This is a genomic window from Anaerococcus sp. C0059F3 (assembly GCF_056590475.1).
In genome coordinates this window covers 57357-80326 of the sequence record NZ_JBWPWE010000003.1, presented here as the reverse complement: position 1 = coordinate 80326, position 22970 = coordinate 57357, and the positions used below count along the sequence as shown (strand labels likewise).

Sequence of the window (22970 nt, the reverse complement as noted above, 5' to 3'; positions counted from 1 at the left end):
CGATCTATAGTTGGTTATAATTTCCTTCTGAAATTTGATCTGCTACATAAGAATCAATTTCAACGCCATTTGGTGTTATCACAAAGATTCCCTTTGTAACTTTCCTCATATTACCTTTAAGTGCATAAACTGCACCACTTACAAAGTCGAATATTCTCATTCTTAGGTCATTATCAACCATTTCTAGATTTAATACTACGACCCTATTTTTAAGGATTTCTTCTATAACCACTGGTCCATCGTTATCATAGTCTAAAGGTTCTTGTATAGATATTCTCATATTGCTACTCCTGGTAAAACTACCACTACTATTAATGCTCACTACCTTATCTTCAGTATTATCTGATTTAAATGAATTTCCAAATGAATAATCATCAGAAAAACTCGATTTGCTTGACTTAAATGAATCATCAGAATAGGTGTTATCTTTGCTATCATCTAATAAGTCGCTGTAAGTTGTTCTAGGTCTATTATCTTCTAGCTTATCATCTTCATCATCATAATACATTTGATCATCGTCATAATCATCATAATTATCATCGATACCAATGAATTCTTTAAATTTCTCAAACATTTTTATCATCCTTTGCTAGTTTTATCTACTATCATTATATACTAAAACGATTATAAAGTAAAAATTTAAAATTCACTTTTTATCTCCCTATTCATTAGATCATTTACTGAATCATTGCAATTCTTGTTGTTAAATAACACTTGGTAAATTTCATTTGTAATAGGTAGATCTATATTTTTATCTTTGGCAAGTTCATAAACAGACTTAGTTGTTGGTATACCCTCAACAACCATCTTTATTTTATCATTGAGGTCTTCGAGACTAAGGCCTTGGCCAACTAGGATACCTGCCCTATTATTTCTTGAATGTATGCTTGTTGCAGTAACAATTAAGTCACCGACTCCAGCTAGACCATTTATAGTCTTAAATTCGGCACCAAATTCACATGCAAACCTACTCATCTCATGTATTCCTCTTGTGATGAGGGCAGCCTTAGCATTGTCGCCATAACCAAGACCCTGGGCCATACCAATCCCAAATGCCAAAATATTTTTGATAGCACCGCCAAGTTCCACTCCAATTAGATCATTTGAAGAATAAACTCTAAAATAATCTCTAACAAATAGCCTTTGTATTTCTTCAGCAAGACTCATGTCTTCACTTGCAGATACTATTGTTGTAGGCATCTTCTTTATAACTTCTTCAGCGTGAGATGGTCCACTTAGGGCTACAAAAGAAATTTTTGGATTAAAATCTTTAAATATTTCAGAAATTCTTTTATGACTAGAAAGTTCCAAGCCCTTTGATAGATTTATTATTATTTTATCATCACTTAATAATCCTTCGCATTGTTTTAAAACATTTCTAACTTGTTGGGTTGGTATTCCGTTAACAATATATTTATTTTTAAAAATCTCTTTTAGATTGTTCGTTGCTCTGATATTTTTTCTTAATTCATTATCTGGAAAATATTTTGTATTTATATGGTCATTATTGATTGATGAAACAACTTTTTCATCTCTGGCATAAATGAGAACATCTTCCCTCTCTGCCAACAAGTCAGCTATTGCTGTCGACCAAGATCCAGCTCCTAGTATAGATATTGTCATCATATCCCCTAAAATAATTTATTTTCTTTACCTTCTATGATTCTTTTTATATTGTCTTTGTGTTTTACCACTATAATCATCGCAATAATTGATAGACTAAGACTAAAATAATTAAAACCATACTTATAAAAGCTTGCGCATATTGCAACTAGGCAAACACTTATAGATCCTAGAGAAACCATTCTTGATAATAATACTACTACAAAGAACACCGCAAACATACAAAGTGCAAATAATGGTTTGATGTAAATTAAAGCACCAAAAACCGTTGCTATGCCCTTTCCAGCCTTGAAATTAAGTAGAAAACTATACATATGACCTATAACAACGAAGAACATAGCTAGATACATTCCGTTTTCACCAGCTATTTTTCCGCCTATATAAGTAGCAACAGCACCCTTTAAGGCATCTAAAATGAATGTTAGTAGCCCTGCAGTCTTACCAAAATTTCTTAAGGCATTAGTTGTTCCTATATTGCCTGATCCCATGGATCTGATATCTTTTTTGTAAACATACTTACCGATAAAATATCCAAAAGGAAGGCTTCCTAAGCCATAAGATAAAAGGGCAATAATAAAATAAATCATTTTTTATCCCCTCGCTCCTTAAATACGAAGCTAAATGGTACTCCTACTAGGGAATAATTTTGTCTGATTTGATTTTCTAGGTACCTAGTATATGAAAAGTGTAATAATTCCCTATCATTTATTGATAACATAAATTTTGGTGGGCATGTTCCAACTTGACTCATATAGTAAATTTTTAATCTCTTGCCCTTATCTTGTGGTGGCTGATTTAATAGCATAGCATCTTGTAAGATTGTATTTAAGACTCCTGTCTTAATCCTCATCCTATAATTATTGTCAACAACCACTATCATATCAAGTAAGGTATCTATCCTAGCATTATCTTTTACTGATATAAATACAATTGGAGCGTAAAGGGCGAAAGATAAGGTATTTCTTATTTCTTTTTCCATTTGAGCCATGGTATTAGTATCTTTTTCTACTAGGTCCCATTTATTTACAGCAATTATTATCGCTTTTTTATTGTTATGGGCATAACCAGCTATCTTAGCATCTTGCTCGGTAACACCAACCGTAGCATCAATCAAAAATAGACAAATTTCTGCACTGTCTACAGCGTCAAATGTTCTTTGGTTGGCGTAATATTCAATATTTTCCTTTACTTTCGATTTTCTCCTGAGACCTGCTGTATCGATTAAAACATAGTTGTGATCATTGTAGGTCCAGTAAGAATCAACTGCATCACGAGTTGTTCCTGCTATATCAGTTACAATCATTCTATCTTCATTTAGTAAGAGATTTACTAACGAAGACTTACCAGCATTAGGTTTGCCTATGATTGCTATCCTAGTTTCGTCTTCTAAGTTTTCATATTTGGAAAAATCTATAAATGAAATAACCGCATCTAGGAGGTCACCAAGCCCCTTGGCTTGTTCAGCTGAAATCATAATAAGGTTGTCAAATCCAAATGAATAAAAATCGTAGAGATCATCTGGAGTTTTCATATTATCAACCTTATTTGCAACTATAATTACAGGTTTATTGTATTTTCTAATCTCATTTGCTATATCAACATCATGAGGATTTACACCCTCCTTGCCGTCAACTACAAATAAGATTAGGTCAGTTTCAAGGAGGGCTTTTTCTACCTGACCCCTTATTTCAACATTCATCATGTCCTTGCTTGATATATCAATTCCGCCAGTATCAACAAGCAAAAACTCATTGTTTTGCCATTCAGCCTTATCAACTATCCTGTCCCTTGTTACTCCTGATACATCTTCTGTTATTGATTTTCTTTTTCCAACTAGGCGGTTAAATAAGGTAGATTTACCTACATTTGTTCTGCCTACTAGGGTTACTATTGGTAAAGCCATTTTCCCCTCCAATTCAATTATTAATTGTTATTCTTTAAAAAATTTTTCTAACCTTCATAAGATTTTCTTTTTTTGCTCCCTTATCAAGTCTTTTTATATATAAAACTGATAAAACTAGCATTAAGATAACTGAACCTAAACTTATCAGATTAGTATCATATCCTGAGTTTTTTAGTAAAAATGAAGGCGCTAGAGCACCTATCATTACTAAAATAACTGGAACTACATAAACAAGAGCAGAAATTTTACTAATTTCATCGGCATCACTCTCTAAGATTACCTTATCTCCTTTATTTATGTTATCTGCAGAAAATATTTCTATTATTGTTGTTTTTCTTTCTGCGCAAGAACCGCTCGCAGCACATGATCCACATGCACTATTGCGGTCCACTTTTATTTTTAAATTGCCATTGTTATTTTCAAGGACTAAACCTTCTTTAGTCATTGCCATTAATTAATTCACCTCAATTTTATATTTAGTTCTTCAAGTGCCTTATCGTCCACTAAAGCAGGCGCTTCAGTTAATGGACATGTTGCAGATTGAGTTTTTGGGAAAGCAATTATATCCTTGATATTATCTGTTTTTGCAAATAGCATCAATAATCTATCAAGACCATAGGCAAGTCCTGCGTGTGGAGGTGTTCCGTATTGAAGAGCTTCAATAAAGAATCCAAATTTATTTTGTATATCTTCATCAGTCAATTTTAAAGCTTCAAATACCTTTTTTTGTAGGTCTGAATTGTTAATTCTAACAGATCCTCCACCCATTTCATCTCCGTTTATAACAATATCATAGGCTTGAGTTCTTACTTTTTCTGGCTCAGTTAACAATAAATCAATATCTTCTTCATTTGGCATTGTAAATGGATGGTGTTGAGCTACATACCTATCTTCTTCTTCGCTGTATTCAAACATTGGGAAATTTACTACCCAGGTTAGGGCATATTCTCTCTCGTAGAGGTCATTTTCCTTAGCAATTTTTACTCTTAATGCACCTAGTCCTTCAAGAACTGTCCTGTCCTTGTCAGCTGCAAGGAAGATTAGATCTCCATCTTTTGCATCTAACTTTTCTTTTAAACCATCAATGACTTCATCAGTTAAGAATTTTTTAATTGATGATTGCATACTTTCATTAAATTTAATGTAAGATAAGCCCTTTAGACCATAATCTTTTACAAAGTCAGTTAATTTATCTAATTGCTTTCTAGAATACTTTTCTTCAAGTCCAGCAAAGTTAATTGCTCTTACAGACCTACCATCGCTTGTATTATCAGCAAATACCTTAAATTCACTATTTACGAAAAGTTCTGTTACATCTTGAATTTTGTAGCCAAATCTTAAGTCCGGTTTATCAGATCCGTAAGATTCCATAGCTTCACTGTAATCCATTCTATTGATAGGTAGTTTTAAATCATAATCTGTGTAAGTATCAAAAAGAACTTTAAGTAGTCCCTCATTCATAGCTATTACATCATCTTGGTCAGAAAAGCTCATTTCAAGGTCTAGCTGGGTGAATTCTGGTTGCCTATTTGCCCTTAAGTCCTCATCTCTAAAACATTTTACTACTTGGAAATATCTATCAAGAGATCCAATCATCAAAATTTGTTTTAATAATTGTGGAGATTGTGGAAGAGCATAAAATTTACCAGCATTAATTCTTGATGGTACTAAATAATCTCTCGCACCTTCTGGGGTTGGTTTTGTTAAAAATGGAGTTTCTACTTCAGTAAATTCATTTTCGTAGAAATATTCTCTCATAGTCCTAACAATATCAGACCTAAGCTTGAGATTCCTTTGCACTGAAGGTTTTCTCATATCTAGATACCTGTATTTCAATCTTAAGTTTTCACTAACATCATCATCATCCTTGATATAGATTGGTGGTGTTTTTGCCTTATCAAGAATATTGATCTTATCAGCAATAATTTCTATATCACCTGTTGGTATATCGGGGTTTTTGCTTTCTCTTTCAAAAACTTTTCCCTTAACTTCAAGGACATACTCAGCTGATATTTGACGTGCTTTTTCGTAATTATCCTTATCATCTTCTCTTATGACAATTTGGCTTATTCCTGTTTTATCTCTTAAATCAATAAAAACCAAGGAACCTAGGTTACGTTTTTTAGCAACCCAGCCCATTAAAACTACTTCTTTGCCTAAGTCCTCTATTCTCAAGCTGCCACACATATGTGTTCTTTTAAATTCCATACTTCCTCCAATTATTGTAAAAATGGATTATTGTCTAATTCAAATCCTAGAGTGCTGTTTTCATTATGACCCGGGTAAATCTTTGCACTCCTATCGAGTTTGCCCAGTTTATTTATGATAGAGTCTTTAATCTCTTCAAAAGACCCACCTGGAAAATCTGTTCTTCCTACAGAAAGCCTAAATAAGGTATCTCCTGTAAAAATAGCATCTCCCAAAACAAAGGACATTGAGTCTATTGTATGGCCAGGTGTTTTTATAGCCTTAATATTATATTTACTAAATACTTCCCCATCCTTAAGGTAATGATCAATTGGTACTTCAAGCTTATTTATATGATATCCTAAATTAAAATTAGGATCTTCAGCCAGCTCTTTAGAGTCTTGTGAAGCATAAACATCCACACCAAACCTATCCTTATAATATTTCAAACCAGTTACATGGTCAAAATGTGTATGAGTTAGTATAATAAATTCTATTTTTATTTTATTGTCTTCTATAAACTTATCAAGCGCACTTGATGGGTAAGGACAATCTACTATAAATCCTCTCCCATTTTCATGGACAAGATAGGTATTGGTCATAACAGGACCTAGGGTAAATTTATTGATTTCCATTAAAATATCCTTTCACTATCAAGAATAATTGTAACAGGTCCGTCATTTACAAGACTTACTTCCATATGGGCTTGAAACTGACCAGTTTTTACGATGAAACCTTCATTTACAAGCTCATCACGAAGTTTTTCATAATAATCATTTGCTTTTTCAAGTCCGGCTGATTCAGTAAAAGATGGTCTATTGCCTTTTCTAGCATCACCATAAAGTGTAAATTGACTAACAAGGAGTATTTCACCACCTGTGTCCTTAAGGCTTAGGTTCATTTTTCCTTCTTCATCTTCAAAAATTCTTAAATTTGCTATTTTTCTTTTTATATAGGCAAGGTCATCTTCGTTGTCAGTATCTTTGACGGCTATTAGGATCATGTATCCATTTCCTATTTCAGAAATTAAGTCACCTTCTACTACAACATTTGCCTTTGTAACTTTTTGTATAATTGCTCTCATTAACTTTTCACCCTAAATACATCTGAGACAGTTTTAATTGTCTTTAGTTTCTTAATTACATTGTCTAATTGTTCTGTACTTGTAACTTCTATAACCAAGTCCATAATACCTGCATCACTGTCAGTCCTTGCGTTGATGCTTAAGATATTAACGTCAAAGGTTGACATCATCTTAGAAACCTCATATATAATTGAAGGTCCATTTGCAGAAATAATTTGGATTTTAACTGGAAACTTATCTGTAGATAGGTTTTGCCAGTATACATCAATTAGTCTTTCTGGAGACTTTGAATTGATGATATTAGGGCAAGTTTTAACGTGGACTGATATTCCATTTCCCTTAGTAATAAATCCTATAATTGGATCTCCTGGCACAGGAGTACAGCATTTAGCGAACTTAACCTCAACATCATCCTCGAGATCTGATACCCTAATCTCGTTAGTAACTTGGGTATTAATTTCTTTTTGATTTATATCTAATGGTTTGCTTAGTTCTTCTTTTTTAAGCTCTTCTTTATCTTTTCTTATTAGTTTTTGGCTAACTTGTTCGGCAGTTGTTTTTCCATAACCAACTGATGCATACATTTCATCTTCAGATGGGAATCCCAAATCGGATGCTATTTCAGCAAGCCATTCTTCCTTAAGGAGATATCTGTAGTTTTGCCTATATTTTTTAAGGTCACGAGCTACTGAAGATTTACCAATTTCAATATTTTCTTCCTTATCAAATCGCTTGAAAAATTGTTTGATTTTTGACTTTGCTTGGTTGCTTTTAACAATATTAAGCCAGTCTCTACTTGGTCCTTGAGAATTTTTACTGGTAATAATTTCTACCAAATCCCCAGTTTTTAATGGTTGGGTTATAGGAACCATCCTACCATTAACTTTTGCACCAACACAAGAATTTCCAACTTCAGTATGGATTTTGTAGGCAAAATCAATTGCACATGAATTTATAGGCAAGGAATAAACTTCACCAGCTGGCGAATAGACATATATTTCTCTTGAGAAAAAATCTGTCTTAAGAGTCTCCATGAACTCTTCATTATTAACATCCTTACCGCCTTCTTGCTGCCATTCTACAATCTGCCTTAAAAAGCTCATTGCATCGTCAAACTCTGACTTTGTCTTTTTATTTTCTTTATAACGCCAATGGGCAGCTACGCCAAATTCACACTCTCTGTGCATCTTTCGAGTCCTTATTTGAACTTCAAAAGGCTTGGAGTCATCACCAAATACTGTAGTGTGAAGTGACCTGTAACCATTTGGTTTAGGTTGGCCAATGTAGTCTTTAATCCTATTTGGTATTGGTCTCCACAATGAATGAACCTTGCCAAGAACTGCATAACATTCAGCTATAGTATCAACGAGGACCCTTACTGCTGTTAAATCGTAAATTTCTTCAAAAGCAATCTTATTTCTTTCCATTTTTTTATTGATGGAATAAAGAGACTTAGGTCTTCCTGAAATTTCAAAATTAATATTTGTTGACTCAAGAGATTTTGTTAAGGTTTCAATTATTTCGTTGATGTAATTTTCTCTCTCACGTCTTTTTACACTTACCATTTCGGCAAGTTCATAGTACTTTTCTGGTTCCTGATATCTGAAACAAAGATCTTCTAATTCCCATTTCAAAGAATAGATTCCAAGTCTGTGGGCAAGAGGCACATATATTTCAATAGTTTCATTCGCCTTTTGTAATTGCTTGGACCTAGTCATATATTCTAGGGTTCTCATATTATGAAGCCTATCAGCAAGTTTTATAAGGACTACCCTTACGTCATTTGCCATAGCCATAACCATTTTTCTAATATTTTCAGCTTGTTTTTCTTCTTTTGAAGTATAATTAAGATTTTTAAGCTTGGTAACTCCATCAACTAAAAAAGTAATTTCTTCACCAAACTCAGCTTTCATCTCATCTCTAGTAACATCAGTGTCTTCTAGGACATCGTGCATTAAACCAGCACAAATAGTTTCATCATCTAGTTTCATATCTGATAAATTAGACGCAACGGCAATCGGGTGGATAAAATAATCTTCTCCAGAATTTCTCTTCTGTCCATTATGGTGGATAACGCCAAAATCATAGGCCTTTTTTATAAGATCTATGTTAGCGTGTGGATTATTTTTTAAAATTAGTTCTTTAAATTTTATAAATTCTTTATTAAAATCGGTTGCCATAAAATCACCTAATATCAATTAATTTTAGTTGAAGGGTTCTGTTTCCCCTAAATTCATTTACATCTGGATAGTAAACAATATCAATTTTTTTGCCTAGAATTTCTCCATTAAATTTCTCTTTTAAGTAATTATAATCATCTTCCGCCTGAAATTTAATAGCATTGTAGTAAATTCCATTCTGAAACAAGGATAATCTTAAGGTATTTTTATCTTTACCAATCAAAGATATTGCTGCAATATCTACACCTTTATTTGCAAAAACCGGTCTAGAATTATCTTTCCCAAAGGGTTTAAATCTGTCTAGACTTTCCGCAAATTCTAAAGAGAGCTTAGAAATAGGAATTTGAGTGTCAATATTTATATAATCTTCTTTATCAGCCTTTGATAACTTTGAATTTTCGTTTAAAAATTTCCTAAATTCATCTATTTTTTCGATACTTATCGATAAGCCGCAAGCCATAGGATGACCTCCAAATGACTCAAGTTTATCAGCATAAGGACTTATTTTATCATACATATTGTAAGCAGGAATTGATCTACCGGACCCTTTAGCAAGACCTTCTTCCTTAGCGTTTGTAAGTATTATTGTTGGTCTAAAATATTTTTCCTTAATTCTACCTGCTACAATACCACAAATGGATTCATTTATATCTGGAGCATATACTATGATTACATCGTCCTTATCATAGGAATTTTCATTTATAATTTCAACAGCCGTATTATAGGCAGTTTCAGTTAAGGATTTTCTCTCGTTGTTAAGTTTAACTAAGTCCCTTGCCATTTCATATATTTTATCTATATCTTCTTCTACAAGTAGGTCTATGGCAAGTTTTGCACTTTTTAATCTGCCAGTAGAATTCATAAGAGGTCCTAGTATAAATCCAAGAGTGTATTCATCAATTTCCCTATCCCAACCAGTTTCATCGAGAAGTGCCCTTAGACCAATTTTTTCTGTCTCATTTAATCTCTTAAGACCTTCTATGACAAAAATCCTATTTTCATCTGTAAGTGAAACGATATCACAAACTGTGCCCATAGCCACATATTCTAATAGGGAATATAAATAATATTCATCACCGTCAAGTCTTTGATAAAGTCCTTGAATTAATTTAAAACTAACACCTGCTCCACATAAGTCATCAAATGGATAAGTAGAATCAAGTCTTTTAGGATTGATAACAGCATCAGCATTTGGGAGTATTTGATCAAGCCATTCATCATTTTCTTCTTTTTGAATTTGATGGTGGTCAGTAACTATGACATTAATTCCTGCTTCTTTTAGGTTATCAATTTGATCAAATCCCGTAATACCATTATCACAGGTAATTACTAATGAAACTTTATCTTGGATGGCTTGATCGCTCATTTTTGAAGATATCCCATAGCCTTCTTCGACCCTATGCGGAATGTCATAAGAAATATTGTCATAATAAAATAAAAGACCATCCATCAGAGTCATTACTGACGCTATGCCGTCTTGGTCATAATCTCCAAATATTCTTATCTCCCCACCTTTTTTCATGGTTTCAATAATCAAATCTACAGCCATATCCATGTCATTTAATAAAAAAGGATCATGGAGCTTTGATAATTCGGGATTTAAATACATATCTACCTTTGCTGGGTCAATAATATCTCTATTTCCCAAAACAAGGGCATCAAGTTTAGAGATATTTCCCAGCTTAAGATTGTTTATATAATTTTGTTTTTTGTTATAAATAAACCAGTTTGCCATATCTTCCTTTCAAGTAAATTATACTCTTTAATAAAGATTTATAAAGAAAAAGAGGCCTAGGCCTCTATTCCAAAATATTTTCTATATATGATTTTTCAATAATCAGATATGACGGTTTTTCAACTTCACCTGTTACTATAGTAACTTCATTTTTATTAATATTTGTTACATAGCCAAGGATCCCTGATCTTGTAATAACTTTTGAAGATATTTTTAGATTGTCATTAATAAAATTTTCTCTATTCTTTTCTTTCCTAAATTCTAGTATATTTGTGTAATAAAACCCTACTGCTAAGATAATTAAAATTATATATTCTAGTTTCATTAATAACCGTATTTTTCGTAAAATTCTTTTTTATAATCTAAGAATGAATCATTCATTATGGCTTCTCTGATATTTTCACACATCTTTAATAAGAAATATAAATTGTGGTAAGAAAGAAGTCTTGCTCCCAAAATCTCTTTTGCATTTACCAAATGTCTTAGGTAAGCCCTTGAATAATTAGAACATGTGTAACAATCACACTCAGGATCAAGTGGAGAAAAATCTTCCTTGTAGGTTGCATTCTTGATAACAACCCTTCCCTCTGATGTAAGAGCTGTACCATTTCTAGCTATTCTTGTTGGAAGAACGCAGTCAGCCATATCAATTCCAGCTTCAAATGACTCAAAAAGATAATCTGGTGTACCTACACCCATGTTGTATCTTGGCTTATCTTCAGGAAGAAGTGGAGTTGTGAAATTAAGTATATCTATCATTTCTTCTTTTGTTTCGCCAACTGAAAGGCCGCCAATCGAATATCCATCAAAGTCCATAGCTACAGTCTCTCTTGCAGAAATCTCTCTTAAGTCTTTAAACATCCCGCCTTGGACGATTCCAAAAAGAGATTGATCAGGATGAGAATTTGCCTTATGATAGTCAAGGCCTCTCTTTGCCCACCTTAGGGTTCTCTCCATAGAATTTTTTACATAATCATAACTAGCATTTGCATCTACACACTCATCAAAACTCATCATAATATCTGAATGGATATCATTTTGAATTTCGATTGATTTTTCTGGTGTAAAAAAATGTTTGGATCCATCAATGTGAGACCTAAACATAACTCCATCTTCGCTAATTTTTCTATTATCAGCAAGAGAAAAAACTTGAAAACCTCCAGAATCAGTAAGTATAGGTCCATCCCAGTTCATAAATTTGTGAAGGCCTCCAGCCTTTTTCATAATATCCATGCCTGGTTTTAGGTATAGATGATAGGTATTACCGAGGATAATCTTTGCTCCCATCTCTTTTAAATCATCAACTGTCATTGTCTTAACAGTGCCAACAGTTCCTACAGGCATGAAGATTGGTGTTGGTATATCACCACTAGCAGTGTGTATCACCCCAACTCTTGCATTTGTGTATTTATCTTTTTTTATCAATTCGTATTTTAAAGGCATTAATCCTCCTATTTAATGAACATGCAGTCTCCAAAGGAGAAAAATCTATATTTCTTGCTAACAGCATCATTATAAGCATCTAAAATTATATCCTTGCTTGTAAAGGCAGCGATTAGCATAATTAAAGTTGATTTCGGTAGGTGGAAATTAGTTATAATCGCATCAACCACTTTAAATTCAAATCCAGGATAGATAAATATATCTGTCCATCCTGAATCAGCACAAATCTTGTTGTTTTTCTTATATACAGATTCCAAGGTTCTAATTGAAGTAGTTCCTACTGCAATTATTCTCCTACCCTCATTTTTAGCAGCATTTAAAATTTCAGCTGTCTCTTCGCTAAGGGTATAAAACTCAGAATGCATCTTATGGTCAGTAATTTCATCTTCATTTACTGGTCTAAAGGTACCTAGGCCTACATCTAAAGTTAAATAAGCAAGCTTAACACCCTTAGCTTCGATTTCTTCTAATAATTCTTTGGTAAAATGAAGACCAGCGGTTGGTGCTGCCACAGAACCAGGATTTTTTGAATAAACTGTTTGGTAATCTTCATTATCTTTAAGTTTTTCTTTTATATATGGTGGAAGAGGCATATTCCCAAGTCTATCAAGAATTTCACCAAAAATTCCTTCAAAATAAAATTCTACAATCCTATTGCCATCTTCTTTTATATCAATAACTTTGCAAGAAAGTTCATCGGAAAATATTACTTCTGTTCCGATTTTCATCTTCTTGCCTGGTCTGACAAGGACTTCCCATTTTGAGCCTTCGGTATTATTTAATAAAAATACCTCAATTTTCTCTTCTTTCTCAGGTCTATGGCCAAAAAGCCTAGCAGGTATTACCCTTGTATCATTCAATACAAGTACATCACCTGGTTTAAGGAAGTCTATAATATTATAAAAATACTTATCTTGCCTTTCCCCTGTAATTTTATCTAAGACCATCATCCTAGCTTCATCTCTTTTGCTGGTTGGATGTTGGGCTATTAATTCTTCTGGTAAATAATAATCAAATTCGCTTGTTCTCATCTAATCCTCATATTTTAAGCCATAGTGCTCATAGGCTTTTCTAGTCAAAATTCTACCCCTTGGTGTCCTTGATATAAAGCCTATCTGAAGTAAATAAGGCTCATAGACATCCTCAATTGTTACATTTTCTATACCGGTAGATGCAGCTATTGTATCCACACCAACTGGACCACCTGCAAAGTTTTCATACATTGTAAGTATAATTTTCTTATCCATAGTATCAAGACCCATTGGGTCAATTTCAAGAAGTTCTAGTCCCTTCTTGCTTGTCTCATAATCAATCTTATCATCTGCCTTAACTATGGCGTAATCCCTAACTCTTTTTAATAACCTATTGGCAATCCTAGGTGTTCCCCTAGATCTTTTTGCAATCTCAACCGCACCTTTATCATCTATTGGTATGTCTAAAATACTTGCAGACCTCTTAACAATAGTTGTTAGGTCTTTGCTATCGTATAAGTTCAAGGATAAAAGAACTCCAAACCTATCTCTAAGTGGGGCTGAAAGCATACCTGCCCTTGTAGTTGCACCTATAAGAGTGAATTTTTCTAGGTCAATTCTTATTGATTGGGCATTCGGGCCCTTTCCTACAATAATATCAAGGACAAAGTCTTCCATAGCTGAATACAATATTTCTTCTACTGATCTATTAATCCTATGGATTTCATCGATAAATAAAACATCGCCTTCAGCAAGATTTGTAAGAATTGATGCAAGGTCAGATGGCCTTTCTATGGCAGGTCCACTTGTAACACGTAAATTTACCCCAAGTTCATTTGCAATTATAGTTGAAAGTGTTGTCTTACCTAAACCTGGAGGTCCTTGGAGTAAGACATGGTCAAGGGGTTCTTTTCTTGAAAGAGAAGACTTTATAAAAATATCAAGCTTTTCTTTGGCTTTATCTTGACCAATATAGTCCTTTAGCCACCTTGGTCTTATGGAATTTTCTTGTTTTAGGTCTTCGATTTGCTCGTTAGAACCTACTATTCTTGTATTTTCGTCAAACATTTATCCACCTAAATAAGTCTTTTTAAACTTTCTTTAATCAAAGCTTCAAGGCTTAGGTCAGCATCTCTTAATTCACTTAAGACCCTTGCTATATCATTTTCCATATAGCCTAAGTTCTTAAGAGCATCTCGAGCAACACCTAAATTGTCGTTTTCAACTGGACTAACTTGTTCTATCTTATTTGCATCTGGAAGAGCCATTTTCTTAACTTTATCAACTAATTCAAGGATAATCCTTGATGCAGTTTTCTTTCCAATTCCCTTAGCTTTTGTAAGCTTATCTATATCATTATTAACAATTGCTAACTTAATCTCATCAGAACTTATTGATGAGAGCATGCCTAGGGCAATCTTTGGGCCTATACTTGATACAGAAATTAAAAGCAGAAACATTTCTAATTCTTCTTTGGAATAAAATCCATAGATAGAAATATCATCTTCCCTTACCTGCATTGATGTATAAATTTTGTATTCGTTGTTTATTTGGATGTTTGAAAGACTTGTGAGAGTAGAATTTATAAAATAACCTATATTGTTATTTTCTATAACAAATCCCTCTTCACTAATTTCCTTAACATCACCTTTTATGTATGAAATCATTAATTCATCCTATACTGTTCTTTAAATCTTTGGCTAAGCACATGACAAAGGGCAACCGATAAGGCGTCTGCAGCATCATCAGGCTTAGGTATTTTCTTTAGGTTAAGAAGAGTAGTAATTGTTAATTGCATTTGCTGTTTACTCGCCCTCCCATAACCAGTTATAGCTTGCTTAATTTGTAGAGGTGTGTATTCGAATATATCTAAGCCGTTATCTTGGGCGCACAAAACTTGAACACCCCTAGCATGACCTACTGTAATAGCTGTTTTAACATTTTGATTGAAAAACAACTCCTCAATAGCAAATTCATCTGGTTTGTATTCCTTAATAATCTTATCCAAATGATCATATAAAATCTTAAGTCTTTCAGGGGTCCTGGTCTTAGATGATGTTGTAACCACACCATTTTCTAATACTTTAACCTTATTTGATTTAAATTCAACCACGCCATAGCCCATAATGGCTATACCTGGATCTATTCCTAAAATTATCATAACCAATAAAAAAGGGCTTATTTAGCCCTATTGATACCTTTCAAATACTTCTTTTATCAAACCCCTATAATAATACTCAGCATATGTATCAACTATGGACCTATAAAGGTAGTTGATTGTCTTTTCATATATTTTTTGAGTTTGTTTTGTAGTAATATCTTCTGTAAAAATACTTTCTTTGTTAAAAGTTAACTGTTTATGTGTCAACATATCTATAGCATAAATCTTTTTCTTTAGGCAGAGATCAGCAAAATTATATAAGTCACGTCTCAAAGAAGCAACCAATTCTCTATTGGAGAAAATTACATCTTTCATGGCTTTCCCTATTTTTACAATATCCCTATCTTCCCTATTATAATAAATATTTGATCCATCAAGAAGAAAGTCTACCCCAAAAGCTTCAATTAACAAAAATTCTAATTTATCAACTGCTTTTTTCGACCTAAAAGCTCTGTATTGAGCCTTAATAGATATTAAATATTCATACCTATCTATATCTCCACCTATATTTCTACTAAGACTATTGATTATTTCGTCAATATCTACTAGGTTCCAGAAATATTTTTTTAGATTCCTGAAGCAATAATCCTTAACATAATAGGAGTGCTTAGAGAAATTCATAAAATTTCTGTCGTATAACAAAGACATAAGGGTATTTAATGAGTATATATCTTCATCTACTAAATAATTATATTCAAGTTTTTCAATTACTGGAATAGGATTCCTTAATTCTGCCTTCATTATTCTACCTCGACTACTATTTTAACATAAAAACGAAGTCTTTTATTTAGATTTATTTGCCATAAGAAATAAAAAAAGCTAAATTAGCGGTAAAAATATTCATTAATAATTAATTAATGAATATCTCCTAGATGTTTTAGCTTTTGAGAATGATTATTTTTTAAAAAAATTCATTAAAAATATTTTTAGAATTTGAAAAATTCTACAGATAAATCTTTTAGAGCAAAATTATAATTAACATCTTTTCTTTCTATATTTATAATGGCTTTTTTTCTTAAATCTTCATTCTTGTATAAATTCTCGATTAATTCAAAAGATGGGTTTATAGCATGAGGATTACCAACAAGGTCAAACATTGTGATGTCACCATTTGTATCCCCATAAGCATAGGATTTATTTAGGTCAATATCATATTTTTCCTTAAGCTTACCAACAGCCCCTAATTTACTTTCCCCATCCCACATAGGTATTACTTTACCAGTAAATTTATTATTTTCATCAAAAACATAGGTGGTTGATATAGAATCTGTAGCCTTATAAAGCTTTGAAAAATCATCCACCAAAAAGTCTGGAGATCCAGAAATAAAAAAGATTAAGCATCCTTCTTCTATATGCTTTTTTACAGCATTTCTGGTTACGTTATAAACCTTATCCTTATTCTCTGCAAGTACTATTTGGGCATACTTATCAACAATTTCTTTGTCGAGACCAATCATAGCTTTTTGATAGGCCAAAGCAGATTTGTTTAAATAATCTTCATAAGCTCCAAACCTATTTTCATACTTACTATATAGAGGACCTATCTCATCAGTCCAAATTTTTCTATCAAGAATTCCTGCATCTACTAGTTTTAAAAAATGCTCAATGAGCAAGGAATTCCTAAAAAGTGTTCCATCTATATCAAAAAAAGCTGCTTTACTCATCATTTTTTCCTTTTTCTTTTAGCCTTAAACGCTTTATCTTCATTTAAATATTTTTTAACATGATTATTTGCAGATTTTTCTTCATTAAATCCCATATTTCTCTTTATTGATATGATAAGATCAATAATAAAACCTACGCAAACACCAACTAAGGCTGCAGAACCTAAAAATACAGCAATCCAAGCAGTATTAAGTCCCATCGGTGTATTAAAAATAGTTATAGAATAAATTCCTACAACTAAGGCTGCAATGCCAATTACTAGTGATGGCAAAAATTTAAGTATCTTTTTTCTATTAATAAAATGAATTATGATTGTGATAATCGCATTCATAAGGACTAGGATTGGTAATATCGCAAGTCTTGAAGAATATTCACTTATTAAATTAATTAATCCACTCATCTTATCTCCTTAGTCTAATAAGACTTTATCTATTTTAAGGTCATCATCTATAGTCATAATCATTGCAGAAGGAGCTCCATCTCTTGGTAGAAATGGTGATCCTGGATTCAAAATCAGTATCCCTGACTTATTTATATTAACATACCTATGGATATGACCAAATATAGCTATATCACACCCAAATGATTTTGATTTTTCAATAAGATCATCCATAGAAAAATCCACATGTTCCTTATGCCCATGGGTTAAAAAAATTTTATAACCAGCAATTTCTATAATCTTATTATAGGGTTCATTTGAGAAAAAATCATTATTTCCCTTCACAACATAATATTCTATACCAGTTTCGTAATTTATATTCTTACAATCTTCTACACCATCACCAGCATGAATCATAAGATCAAAGTCACCATGGTCTAATATTAAGTCAGAAATCCTTCCATAATAACCATGGGTATCACTAGTTATTAAGATTTTCATATTTATCTTCCAGAAACTTTTTAAATTCCTTCATAGCAAGGCCTCTATGACTTATTTGGTTTTTAAAATTTATATCCATTTGTCCTAGGCTTTTTTCGTATTTTTTGACATAAAAAATCTTATCATATCCAAATCCGCCATCTCCAAGTTCAATCTCAGAGATTGTACCATCAAGTCTTCCCTCGAAATAATAGTCTTTGCCATCTTCATCAATAAAACAAATTACTGTTAAAAAATAGGCATCTCGGTTAGCCTTATCTGATAATTCATCTAAAAGCTTATCCCTATTATCCTTATCTGTGGCATCTTCGCCTGCATACCTATGAGCATATATGCCAGGCCTATTATCAAGCGCCTTTACAAAAAGACCTGTATCATCAGAAAAAACTCTTTTCTTGCATAATTTATATAGTTCATTTGCTTTTTTAAAGGCATTTTCTTTAAGAGTATGTCCATCTTCAATAACATCAAAGCCTTCAATACCAATATCTTTTGGCATAAGAACTTTATCGTTATCTAAAAGTAATTTTACTTGTTCTAATTTATTTATATTGTTACTTGCAAAAACTAGTTCCATACTATCTCCTATTAAATAATATCAAATAATGAATGAGTAAGTCAATCTTATTTTTCTATTATATAATTATACTTTTCAAATGCCTTTTCTACATCTGTTGCATTAGAACCTAAATATTGGTCAACACTAACAATTGTAGCTGGCACTCTTGTTGCAATGGCATAGACAGGTGTTTTTTCTATTATCCCATCCTTTATCCTATGGATTAATATTTCATCTGGTGTTTGAATTAGGATATATCTTTGGTTGGCTAAAACCAAATAATCCTTAAATTGTGTATTGATATTAAAGACCTGATCTCTATTGATAATTTGATTACCAGGATTTAAAATAGAATCTCCAATCGCTATATCAACATTAAAGAAATTTTGAACAAACTCATCTCCATTCCCTTTAAAAATTGAAGATTGGAATGTCCATATCCCTTGATTTCTTACGATACCGAAGTTAGTATTATCAACTTTTATATCATTAACATCGGTTTTTGGGAAGTTTTTGTTTATTTCATCTTTAACCTTCTCTTTAAAAATTAAGTCACTTTGGTCTTCCCCAGTAAATTCTTCAATTGACATAAACTTATTATCTGCTATATTATTTGTTTCCATTAAGGCATATTTTCTAATAGGATTAGAATCATCATTATTGGTATAATCTATTGAAATAAAATCCTTTGATATGAAGTTAAGTCTCATATTTAGATTTATATCCTTAAAAGTGTAATTTTTTAAAAGAAGCTCATCATTTTCTTTTTCTTTAACCTTTACAGGATAAGCCCTTATTTCATCATATAAATCAGTAAAATTATTTATATCTAGAGATACTCTCCAATATTCGTCTTGGTTTTTAATAAAGATATCCTCCGATTTTTGATACTTAATTGTATCATCTGGTTCTACCCTTATTAAATATGTGTAATACTTATAAATAGGATCATCGCTTTCAGGATCTACCCTTTCTCTTACGCCTAGGAGAAGAGATAAATCCTCGGCTATATCTTCCCCATCATCAGTAGTAATCCTCTCTTTAGAAGCGAGTTTAGCGTAAGTATCTTGGACTTTAGAGTCAACCTTATCAGAAATTTTTTTAAGACTTATAATATTTTCGTCTTTAATCAAAAATAAATACTTATCACCAGTAATTATTAAATCCCTTGAAAATAATTGCCCCTGAGAAGCGTTAATAACTATGACATTTCTATCTTTAAAATCAGCCTTGGTATCTATTCCCCTATTTTTTAAATAATCTGATAATTTTACATACTTAGATGAAAAGCTTGGAGGAAAAGCATAGGAATCATTTATGGCAACTAAATTTTTATTTACATATAATTTATCGCCTAATTTTATATTATTAGACTTATCCTCTGAGTTATTTCCCTTAACTTCTACTACTTCCCAAGTTCCCTCAATTATTGGATTATTTTGCTTAGGAGTTTGAATTAAATCACTAAGATCATCTTTATAAGCATTTACACATGATGAAAAAATTATTGCAAGAGTAAATATTATTAATAGTTTAAATAGTCTTTTCATCTTCTAACCTCGGTAATACTACGCTTACGACAGTACCCATACCATACTTGGACTTTATGATAAGTTTACCGTCATGGGCTTTTACAATTTCTTCACAAATAGAAAGCCCCAAACCTGTTTGAGACTTTGATGAAGACCCTTTATAAAACTTACTTGCTACAAAAGCAATTTCATCTTCCTTTATCCCTTCTCCATCATCTTTAATGCTTATTTCGATATCATTATCATTTAAATCTATAACAATATCTATATTTCCGCCTAAATCTGTAAACTTAATAGCATTATCAATAATATTTATAAATACTTCTTTCATCCTATTTGTATCCGCATTTATAAATAAAGATTTATAATAAGTTGTAAAAGTAAATTTGATTCCATCTGATTGGCATCTTGGTAAAAGTTGAGTGTGCACTTGTTTAACTAAATCCACTATATCAATTTTTTCTTTTTCATATTTAAAAGTACTTGAAGATAGCCTTGAGAAGTCTAGTAAGTCTTCAACCATCATAGAAAGCCTATCTCCTTCTGATTCTATAATCTTTAGGCCTTGGCTAACCATATCTGGATCTTTTTGAATAGTTTCTGATTGTAGAGTTATAGCCCATCCTTTAATTGATGTTAAAGGTGTCCTTAATTCATGAGAAACAGAAGATATAAATTCATTTTTCATATCTTCTCTCTTGACTACATTTTCACTCAATAGGTTGATGGTTGAAGCTAATTCAGCAATCTCATCTTCCCTTGAGTCATCAGCCTTAATTGTATAATCTCCTTGGGCAAGTACTTCTGATACACCAATCAATTCTTTAATTGGTTGTATAAAACTTTTTGCAGCTATAAATGAAACTAGCAGGGCTAATATACTTATAATAATTCCAAATAAAAGATATATAAATGCATCCTTATTAATTTGTTTATTTACCCTATCCATAGAACTAGTTAACCTAAGAATACCAACTTGTTGGTCAGATGCCTTTAATGGGTAGGATATTGATAAAACCTGTTCTTTAGAGTCTATATTAGTATCTTTATTTATGCCAGTTCCACCTTCCCTGGCTTCTATTATGTCCTTTGTATTCAGTATAGAACCAATTTCAGAAGAAGCGATTGAATCAAACAAAACAACACCTGAGTTGTCAAGGATTTGAACTTGGCTATCGTTTTGCCTATAAAAAAGATTTTTATCTCCTATTATTACTTCCTGAAGATCATACCTTGACATATATGAAGAATACTGAAGCTGACTAATTCTCGCTTGGTTTTTCATTGACGAAATTAGGGATGATTCATAATAATTTTTAATTGAATTGTAGGCAAAAATCTCAAAGCCAATTACAATTGTGAGTACAAAAAGCATTATTATCTTTATTACAGTATATTTAATGCTTTTTGACCCAATTAAATTTTTAGTTGTTTCTGTAGTTTTTTTAAAGCTTTTTCCTATTTCCATCTATATCCGGTTCCCCAAACGGTTTCTATATATTCTGGTTTTGCAGGATTTTCTTCAATTTTAGCTCTTATCCTTCTTATGTTTACGTCGACAATTTTTGTATCATTGCTGTAATTATCGCCCCATGTCTCTTTCATTATTTCATCCCTAGTCATTGCTTTACCTTTATTTTTTATAAAATACTCTAGGATTGTAAATTCTGTTGGAGTAACATCTATTTCCTGGTCATTTTTGAAAAATGTTTTAGAATAAATATCTAAGGTAAATGGGCCGTCTGTAAGACTTTTTACTTCATCGCTGCTTTCTCCAGCAGGATTTAAATTGACTCTTCTCATCAAAGATTTCACCCTTAAAATTAACTCCTGAGGGTTAAAAGGCTTTATAATATAATCATCAGCACCCTTTTCAAGCCCCAAAATCTTATCTATATCCTGACTTTTAGCTGAAACCATAATGATTCCTGTCATAGGAGATTTATCACGTATTTTCTCACAAACTTCATAACCGCTTATGCCTGGAAGCATGATATCTAAAATAGCTACTGCAGGTTTTTCTTCTTCAAAAATTCTAAGTGCTTCTTCACCACTTGATGCTTCAACGGTTTGATAACCTTGATAGTCAAGGTTTATTTTCATAAATTGTCTTATTGGATCTTCATCATCTAGAATCAAGATTTTATTATTCATTATCCATCCTCTCAAAGGCAATCTTTGCAGCACCAATAACACCTGCATCATTTAAAAATTCTGCTGGTCTAATATCAATATTGTATGGTTTATTACAGTAAGATTTGAATTTTTCAATAGTTCCATCCCACCAAATATCTTTTGAATTTATAATTCCCCCGCCAATAACTATTGCTTCAGGGTCAAAAATATTTCTAAGAGATGTTAAAAAATATGCAAGGTTTGATTGGTAATTTTCTAAAACTTCCTTAGCCTTTTCATCTTCATCAACGAGTCCGAATATTTCCTTTCCAGTAAGTCTTTTGCCTGTTAATCTAAAATAATCTTCACTTATGGCTGGACCTGCGCAATAGGCTTCAGCACATCCATACTGTCCACAAGTACAATAGTTTCCACCTGGATGAAGCATCATATGGCCAAGTTCAGCACCTTGGAAATGTGCTCCTGAAAGTAGCCCACCGTCTTTTGTTATTATAGCTCCACCTAGTCCTGTACCCAGTGTAATCATAACTACATTTTCGCAGTCCTTGCAAGCTCCAATCCACTTCTCCGCTACTATGGCTATATTAGCATCATTTTCAACAAATACTGGAATGTCCATATATGACTCTATTGCTTCTTTAAGGTTAAGACCAGTCCATCCATTGATATTTCCAGCAAATGTGACAATACCTCTTTCTGAATCTATGAAGCCAGGTGTGCCTATTCCAATAGCACTAGCTTTTTCATATGAAAGACTATGGATAGCCTTCTTAATATTTTCAAGAACTATATCCCTACCCTTGTTAGCTTCTGTATCCATCATGTGCCTTTCAATAATATTGCCTTCTTCATCTACTAAGCATGCATTTATTTTTGTTCCACCTATATCAATTCCAATTACTTTTGCCATT

The 22970-nt window shown here is 32.3% G+C and carries 25 protein-coding genes; all 25 read right to left on the bottom strand.

Going from position 1 to position 22970, the window contains the following annotated elements; translation table 11 throughout:
* Nucleotides 1–4: 4 nt before the first annotated feature.
* The 25 genes from AC1EJ5_RS02755 to AC1EJ5_RS02635 all read right to left on the bottom strand — a co-directional run bounded on the left by AC1EJ5_RS02755 (nt 5) and on the right by AC1EJ5_RS02635 (nt 22969).
* Nucleotides 5–574, bottom strand: coding sequence for a cell division protein SepF (locus AC1EJ5_RS02755; protein WP_223420334.1), 570 nt, complete (start codon nt 572–574; stop codon nt 5–7).
* 65 nt (nt 575–639) lie between these two features.
* On the bottom strand, nt 640–1623 hold the full coding sequence (locus tag AC1EJ5_RS02750) for an NAD(P)H-dependent glycerol-3-phosphate dehydrogenase (RefSeq protein ID WP_479814390.1): 984 nt from the start codon (nt 1621–1623) through the stop codon (nt 640–642).
* 8 nt (nt 1624–1631) lie between these two features.
* Nucleotides 1632–2210 (bottom strand): glycerol-3-phosphate 1-O-acyltransferase PlsY, encoded by a 579-nt coding sequence (plsY, locus tag AC1EJ5_RS02745; protein ID WP_308749557.1) that lies wholly within the window; start codon nt 2208–2210, stop codon nt 1632–1634.
* The gene (gene der / locus AC1EJ5_RS02740) at nt 2207–3526 is read right to left on the bottom strand and encodes a ribosome biogenesis GTPase Der (RefSeq protein ID WP_479814388.1); all 1320 of its coding nucleotides are present in this window, start codon (nt 3524–3526) and stop codon (nt 2207–2209) included. Before der ends, plsY begins: the two co-directional genes overlap by 4 nt.
* Before the next feature lie 34 nt (nt 3527–3560).
* A complete protein-coding gene (locus tag AC1EJ5_RS02735; RefSeq protein WP_479814386.1) occupies nt 3561–3977 on the bottom strand; it encodes a SoxR reducing system RseC family protein in 417 nt (138 codons plus the stop codon).
* Between the two features lie 8 nt (nt 3978–3985).
* Nucleotides 3986–5734, bottom strand: coding sequence for an aspartate--tRNA ligase (gene aspS, locus AC1EJ5_RS02730; protein WP_479814384.1), 1749 nt, complete (start codon nt 5732–5734; stop codon nt 3986–3988).
* A gap of 11 nt (nt 5735–5745) precedes the next feature.
* Nucleotides 5746–6348 (bottom strand): MBL fold metallo-hydrolase, encoded by a 603-nt coding sequence (locus AC1EJ5_RS02725; RefSeq protein WP_479814382.1) that lies wholly within the window; start codon nt 6346–6348, stop codon nt 5746–5748.
* Nucleotides 6348–6797 (bottom strand): D-aminoacyl-tRNA deacylase, encoded by a 450-nt coding sequence (dtd, locus tag AC1EJ5_RS02720; RefSeq protein WP_308749554.1) that lies wholly within the window; start codon nt 6795–6797, stop codon nt 6348–6350. Before dtd ends, AC1EJ5_RS02725 begins: the two co-directional genes overlap by 1 nt.
* Entirely contained in the window at nt 6797–8977 is a 2181-nt protein-coding gene (locus tag AC1EJ5_RS02715; protein ID WP_479814379.1) for a RelA/SpoT family protein, read from the bottom strand. The genes dtd and AC1EJ5_RS02715 overlap by 1 nt, the downstream gene beginning before the upstream one ends.
* A 4-nt stretch (nt 8978–8981) precedes the next feature.
* The gene (gene recJ / locus AC1EJ5_RS02710) at nt 8982–10712 is read right to left on the bottom strand and encodes a single-stranded-DNA-specific exonuclease RecJ (protein ID WP_479814377.1); all 1731 of its coding nucleotides are present in this window, start codon (nt 10710–10712) and stop codon (nt 8982–8984) included.
* Nucleotides 10713–10776: 64 nt separating this feature from the next.
* Nucleotides 10777–11037, bottom strand: a complete 261-nt coding sequence (locus AC1EJ5_RS02705; protein ID WP_223420324.1) for a preprotein translocase subunit YajC — start codon at nt 11035–11037, stop codon at nt 10777–10779.
* A complete protein-coding gene (gene tgt / locus AC1EJ5_RS02700) occupies nt 11037–12155 on the bottom strand; it encodes a tRNA guanosine(34) transglycosylase Tgt (RefSeq protein WP_308749550.1) in 1119 nt (372 codons plus the stop codon). Before tgt ends, AC1EJ5_RS02705 begins: the two co-directional genes overlap by 1 nt.
* Before the next feature lie 8 nt (nt 12156–12163).
* The gene (gene queA, locus AC1EJ5_RS02695; RefSeq protein WP_223420322.1) at nt 12164–13186 is read right to left on the bottom strand and encodes a tRNA preQ1(34) S-adenosylmethionine ribosyltransferase-isomerase QueA; all 1023 of its coding nucleotides are present in this window, start codon (nt 13184–13186) and stop codon (nt 12164–12166) included.
* Complete coding sequence (ruvB, locus tag AC1EJ5_RS02690; RefSeq protein WP_223420321.1) at nt 13187–14194, bottom strand: Holliday junction branch migration DNA helicase RuvB; 1008 nt, start codon at nt 14192–14194, stop codon at nt 13187–13189. It abuts the gene before it with no gap.
* Nucleotides 14195–14202: 8 nt separating this feature from the next.
* Nucleotides 14203–14793, bottom strand: a complete 591-nt coding sequence (ruvA, locus tag AC1EJ5_RS02685; RefSeq protein WP_308749301.1) for a Holliday junction branch migration protein RuvA — start codon at nt 14791–14793, stop codon at nt 14203–14205.
* On the bottom strand, nt 14793–15287 hold the full coding sequence (gene ruvC, locus AC1EJ5_RS02680; RefSeq protein ID WP_223420319.1) for a crossover junction endodeoxyribonuclease RuvC: 495 nt from the start codon (nt 15285–15287) through the stop codon (nt 14793–14795). The genes ruvA and ruvC overlap by 1 nt, the downstream gene beginning before the upstream one ends.
* A 27-nt stretch (nt 15288–15314) precedes the next feature.
* The gene (locus AC1EJ5_RS02675; RefSeq protein WP_223420318.1) at nt 15315–16028 is read right to left on the bottom strand and encodes a hypothetical protein; all 714 of its coding nucleotides are present in this window, start codon (nt 16026–16028) and stop codon (nt 15315–15317) included.
* A 185-nt stretch (nt 16029–16213) separates the two neighbouring features.
* Nucleotides 16214–16951, bottom strand: a complete 738-nt coding sequence (locus AC1EJ5_RS02670; RefSeq protein ID WP_308749300.1) for an HAD family hydrolase — start codon at nt 16949–16951, stop codon at nt 16214–16216.
* Nucleotides 16951–17352 carry a hypothetical protein gene (locus AC1EJ5_RS02665; RefSeq protein ID WP_308749299.1) on the bottom strand — a complete coding sequence of 134 codons (402 nt, stop codon included), beginning with the start codon at nt 17350–17352 and terminating at the stop codon, nt 16951–16953. Before AC1EJ5_RS02665 ends, AC1EJ5_RS02670 begins: the two co-directional genes overlap by 1 nt.
* 9 nt (nt 17353–17361) lie before the next feature.
* The gene (locus tag AC1EJ5_RS02660; protein WP_308749298.1) at nt 17362–17832 is read right to left on the bottom strand and encodes a YfcE family phosphodiesterase; all 471 of its coding nucleotides are present in this window, start codon (nt 17830–17832) and stop codon (nt 17362–17364) included.
* Complete coding sequence (gene rdgB, locus AC1EJ5_RS02655) at nt 17813–18409, bottom strand: RdgB/HAM1 family non-canonical purine NTP pyrophosphatase (protein ID WP_308749297.1); 597 nt, start codon at nt 18407–18409, stop codon at nt 17813–17815. The genes AC1EJ5_RS02660 and rdgB overlap by 20 nt, the downstream gene beginning before the upstream one ends.
* Before the next feature lie 47 nt (nt 18410–18456).
* Nucleotides 18457–19941: a hypothetical protein gene (locus AC1EJ5_RS02650; RefSeq protein WP_308749296.1), complete on the bottom strand. Its 1485-nt coding sequence runs from the start codon at nt 19939–19941 to the stop codon at nt 18457–18459.
* Nucleotides 19925–21391 (bottom strand): sensor histidine kinase, encoded by a 1467-nt coding sequence (locus AC1EJ5_RS02645; RefSeq protein WP_308749295.1) that lies wholly within the window; start codon nt 21389–21391, stop codon nt 19925–19927. The genes AC1EJ5_RS02650 and AC1EJ5_RS02645 overlap by 17 nt, the downstream gene beginning before the upstream one ends.
* The gene (locus AC1EJ5_RS02640) at nt 21382–22077 is read right to left on the bottom strand and encodes a response regulator transcription factor (RefSeq protein WP_223420311.1); all 696 of its coding nucleotides are present in this window, start codon (nt 22075–22077) and stop codon (nt 21382–21384) included. The genes AC1EJ5_RS02645 and AC1EJ5_RS02640 overlap by 10 nt, the downstream gene beginning before the upstream one ends.
* Complete coding sequence (locus AC1EJ5_RS02635) at nt 22070–22969, bottom strand: ROK family protein (protein ID WP_308749294.1); 900 nt, start codon at nt 22967–22969, stop codon at nt 22070–22072. The genes AC1EJ5_RS02640 and AC1EJ5_RS02635 overlap by 8 nt, the downstream gene beginning before the upstream one ends.
* Nucleotide 22970 lies beyond the last annotated feature (1 nt).